Source organism: Synechococcus sp. R55.7 (genome assembly GCF_047461955.1).
In the GTDB taxonomy this organism is placed as follows: domain Bacteria; phylum Cyanobacteriota; class Cyanobacteriia; order Thermostichales; family Thermostichaceae; genus Thermostichus.
Genome location: NZ_JANSIC010000221.1, coordinates 1 through 4,274, shown reverse-complemented (window position 1 = coordinate 4,274; position 4,274 = coordinate 1). Strand labels below are relative to the sequence as shown.

At 57.7% G+C, this 4,274-nt stretch carries 4 protein-coding genes; 1 reads left to right on the top strand and 3 read right to left on the bottom strand.

Annotated features, from left to right (window positions below):
* Positions 1-163: 163 nt before the first annotated feature.
* Positions 164-829, bottom strand: coding sequence for a magnesium protoporphyrin IX methyltransferase (bchM, locus tag NW820_RS10590; RefSeq protein ID WP_414343655.1), 666 nt, complete (start codon positions 827-829; stop codon positions 164-166).
* A 155-nt stretch (positions 830-984) separates the two neighbouring features.
* On the opposite strand from bchM, the gene NW820_RS10585 reads away from it, so the two are divergent.
* The gene (locus NW820_RS10585; protein ID WP_414407461.1) at positions 985-1,482 is read left to right on the top strand and encodes a hypothetical protein; all 498 of its coding nucleotides are present in this window, start codon (positions 985-987) and stop codon (positions 1,480-1,482) included.
* Positions 1,483-1,524: 42 nt separating this feature from the next.
* Here the strand turns inward: NW820_RS10585 and NW820_RS10580 are convergent, their stop codons facing one another.
* Complete coding sequence (locus NW820_RS10580) at positions 1,525-2,502, bottom strand: D-alanine--D-alanine ligase family protein (protein WP_414407460.1); 978 nt, start codon at positions 2,500-2,502, stop codon at positions 1,525-1,527.
* Positions 2,503-2,571: 69 nt separating this feature from the next.
* A complete protein-coding gene (gene ftsZ / locus NW820_RS10575; RefSeq protein ID WP_414407459.1) occupies positions 2,572-3,693 on the bottom strand; it encodes a cell division protein FtsZ in 1,122 nt (373 codons plus the stop codon).
* Positions 3,694-4,274: the final 581 nt, after the last annotated feature.

Sequence of the window (4,274 nt, the reverse complement as noted above, 5' to 3'; positions counted from 1 at the left end):
AGCAACTGGATAACCTCAGCTGATCGTTATAGTCATTTTTAAACTAGATTGAGACACTCCCCAAGCATTCCACGCTGCTGCCCCTACTCCCAGCCTCGCTGCCAGAGGGAGAGGGGAGCTAGACGAAAATGTTTCATTCCCGTTTAACGAACCAGATCGAGTGTCACCGAACCAGATCGAGGAGCCAAGCAAAGTAGAAGCGGCTGCGAATGGTTTGTCGCTGCTGCACTTTCCAGCCCCATTCGGTTAATTGGCTCACCAAGGTCGCCTCTCGGTGTTGATAGGCGCGGGTGGTTTTGCTGGGGCCGGGGAAGAACTCTCCCACTTTCTTCAGCAGCGTCAGCCAGGGGGTTTTGGGGGCAAAACTGAAGATCAGGCGGGACCGAGCCAGGCGGGTCAGGTGCTTTAGCATGCGCAGGGCCTCGGCTTCAGGGTAGTGGATCATCACATCGAGGCAGATGACGACATCGTATTCCCCCGTCAATTCCTCCAGATCCGAGACCCAAAAGTGTGGGTTGTCTGTGGATCCCAGCTCCATTTGCTGGCGGCGGCGTGCTTCGTTCACCATTTGTTCCGAGATGTCGCTGGCGAACACCTGCGCCCCTCTGGTGGCCAAGGGCAAACTGAGGCTGCCCACCCCGCATCCGGCATCACAAATGCGTAAACCCGAGGGATCCCCCAACCACTGCAACACCGTCTCTACTGTGCGAGCATGGCCAAGGCGGATGTCTTTTTGGACGAAATTGACTTCTTCTTCACCATAAATGCGCCGCCAGCGCTCGAAGCCAACGGAGTTGAAGTAATCGCGGACAATGGTTTTCTCTTGCATAGAACTTCCAGCTAGGGATCCGGCGAGAGAAAAAGATGAACGCTCTGCTTTTCTTCGCCAATGCGCATCCCATTCTACCCCGAGCCCCCGTAGCCCTCTGCATCGTTGCCCTAGGATTGTATTAGAATTAGCCCGCACGCCTTGGATGCTGCACCATGACCGAAGCTGAGATTGCCCAAGCGTTGCAGGCTCGGTTGGCTGCCCCGGTCAGAATTGCGGTCAAACGCCGCCAAGGTCATCTACACGTTCTCCTGAATCGGCCCCCCTCGGCTCGAGTGGACTACCCCCATCTCACGGAGCGGGTGCGGGTGGAGCTCAGGGCGTTGGGCTTGCCCGGCTTAGAGCAGGTCACGGTGTACGGGCGTGAGTCGGGACATTCTGAATACGAGTGGGAGCAAACGGCCCCCTTGTTGAACCCGCTGCTGGCCTCAGAAGAAACCACAGTTCTGTTGGAAAAAAAAGGCGATCGCCTACTGCAGGATCTGACAGTTGTTGCCCCGGATTCGGTCAACTCAAAGCCTGAACCTGCGCCGGAGAATCCTGTCGGGAAAACCGACATAGGCAGCAGGTCCCGCATCTCCTGGGTGTGGCTGGGGGGAGCTGTACTGATTGTTGGAATTGGGGTGATTCTTTTGCTGGTTGCCCTTCTCTGAAAGAGCTGGGTAAAGGTTCTTGTTCTTGTCTTGGGAAAAGCCTCAGGGAGCGTTGCCGAGAGTCGCCGATGAACTTTGAGGATGCCGGGATCCGGTCAATTGGGCTTTTTGCAAGGCATCCTGCAGCATCCGCTCCACCAACTCGGTGAACGTCCACCCCAGAGCTGCCGCCGCATCGGGACAGAGGGAAGTGGGGGTCATGCCGGGCAGTGTATTCACCTCCAACACCCAAGGATTTTCCTCGGGATCCACCCGCAGATCCACCCGCGCCAAGCCTTCGCACCCCAACGCCTGGTAGGCCTTCAGACCTGCCGCCTCACAGCGGGCCAACCCTGCCGGGCTGAGGGAACAGGGGATCAAATGCCGCGAGCCACCGGGTGCGTACTTGGCTTCGTAGTCGTAGAAGTCGCCTTGGGCGGGGATGATCTCAATGGCCGGAAGAACTTGGCCGGACAAGATCGAGAGGGTGATCTCCTTTCCGGGAACATAGCGCTCCAGAAAAATCCGCGACGAGACTGAGCGGGCCAACTCCAGCCCCTGAGCAAATGACCTCTCATCCCGGACAATGCTGATGCCCACCGTCGAGCCGTTGTTGCTGGGCTTAATCACCAGTGGGGATCCCAACTCTGCCGCACAGTCAGCCCAAGTGAGGGGGCTTTGGTCGTCCCAAACCTGCCAATCGGGGGTAGGGATCCCCGCGGCGCGAAAGATCTGCTTGGAGACCAGCTTATCCATGGCCAGAGCACTGGCCAGCGGCCCGGATCCCTGGTAGGGCAGGCCCAGCCAGTCCAGCATTCCCTGTACCACCCCATCCTCGCCACCAGGGCCATGCAAGGCAATCCAAACGAAGTCGCAGCCGGCTTGCCGTTCCTGCCAAAGGCGCAGAGGCAGATCCTCATCTGGGTCGATTACCTTGACCCGATGGCCCAGGTCCTCCAAAGCCCGTTTGCAGGCTTTACCCGTTACCCAAGAGACTTGACGTTCTGCCGAACGCCCCCCCGCCAAGACAACAATGTTCATGGCCTAACCCCAAAGCACTCCCCACCCTCAACAACCGGCACCAAGATACCAGCATACCTTCACCCTACCCTACGAAGGGGGCCGTCGGCGGCGCAAGAACTCGGGAATATCTAAGCCTCCAGACATCGGCGGCTCAGGCTCCGGAGGCTGTCGAGGCGGCAGCTCAGGGCTCGTGGGGGTGGGCTTACGAACCCCTGACTTGTTGGAGGCAGAAACTTTGGTTGCAGCAGGGATGGCGGCTGGACGGGCTTTCTCTTGGAAACCGGTGGCGATGACCGTGATGCGCACTTCCCCCTGCATGCGCTCGTCTTGGACGGTGCCGAAGATGATGTTGGCCTCGGGATCCACTGCCTCGGCGATGATCTCGGCAGCCACCGTGACCTCATGCAAGGACAAATCCGGCCCACCGGTAATGTTGAAGAGGACACCTTTAGCCCCTTCGATGGAGGTTTCCAAAAGCGGCGAAGATACAGCGGTAATGGCGGCTTCGCGGGCGCGGGACTTGCCGGATCCCATGCCAATTCCCATCAAGGCAGAGCCGGCATCGGCCATCACGCTGCGCACATCGGCAAAATCCACATTGATCATGCCGGGAATGAGAATGATATCCGAGATGCCCTGCACCCCCTGCCGCAGCACATCATCAGCAACGCGAAAAGCCTCTTGGACAGGGGTTTGCTCGGAGATCACCGAAAGCAACTTGTCATTGGGAATTACAATCAGGGTATCAACTGCCTCCCGCAGCGCTTGGATCCCTTCCTCGGCCTGCTTGCTGCGGCGTTTGCCCTCAAAGGAAAAAGGCCGTGTCACCACTCCCACCGTCAGGGCACCACTGGCTTTGGCAATTTGGGCGATGACGGGTGCTCCACCCGTGCCCGTGCCTCCCCCCATGCCGGCGGCAATGAAGACCAGATCTGCCCCTTTGATGGCTGCCGATATTTCTTCGCTGGATTCTTCTGCCGCTTTCTGGCCAATGGCCGGGTTACCACCTGCACCCAAGCCTCGAGTCAGCTTCTGCCCAATTTGCAAGCGGTTCACTGCCGAGGACTGGGCAAGGGCCTGCGCATCGGTGTTGACGCTCCAAAACTCGACGCCCACAAGGTTGCTGGCCGCCATCCGACTGACCGCGTTGCCACCCCCACCCCCCACGCCTACTACCTTAATCTTTGCGTTTGCGGTCTTGCTCGGCATGAAGTCCTCTGGACAATCCGCCGCTCTGGTCTGAGATCCGTTCCTCTCATACTCGGCATGAGAGCCTTCTCCCCTGTGGCGCTCATTCCAATGGGAAGGCGCAGACTGGGCTGAACCCAACCCTTGCCCAGGATTGAGAGGATGGATGTCTGACCAATTGGATGGCATGTCAGCTCTCACAATAACTTAAATTCTGGTAAATATCGAATATGCTAGCTGATTTAATATAGAGCAACTCCCTCCAGATGCCAACGCTGCCGACGTTTGTGAATCTTCCCGCTGAATACGGCCCTCCTAAAGACGCCTGTCGGCAGAATCTCAGGTAGCCTTTCTTGCCTAGAGGCATTTCTCTCTGAACTTGTCTCGAAGCTTTTGTGTGTAAGAATAGGTGTTCTCGAATACTTAGACCCTTGCAGGGGAAGAAGGGTCCAAAGGGAGGTTTCGGTACAAGAGTCTGGCCCTAGTTAAGGCCCAGTTAAGGCGAAGAGTCCCCTATCCAGCCAAAGGCTGATAGAGCGCCACTTTGTAGAACTGAGGCTTTGGCATCCTGTAGAGATTCAGGGATCCGGACTTGCATTCAG

Excerpts from the sequence above, each read along its gene's own strand:
- bchM (WP_414343655.1), bottom strand. The coding sequence starts at position 829 with ATGCAAGAGAAAACCATTGTCCGCGATTACTTCAACTCCGTTGGCTTC.
- NW820_RS10585 (WP_414407461.1), top strand. The coding sequence starts at position 985 with ATGACCGAAGCTGAGATTGCCCAAGCGTTGCAGGCTCGGTTGGCTGCC.
- NW820_RS10580 (WP_414407460.1), bottom strand. The coding sequence starts at position 2,502 with ATGAACATTGTTGTCTTGGCGGGGGGGCGTTCGGCAGAACGTCAAGTC.
- ftsZ (WP_414407459.1), bottom strand. The coding sequence starts at position 3,693 with ATGCCGAGCAAGACCGCAAACGCAAAGATTAAGGTAGTAGGCGTGGGG.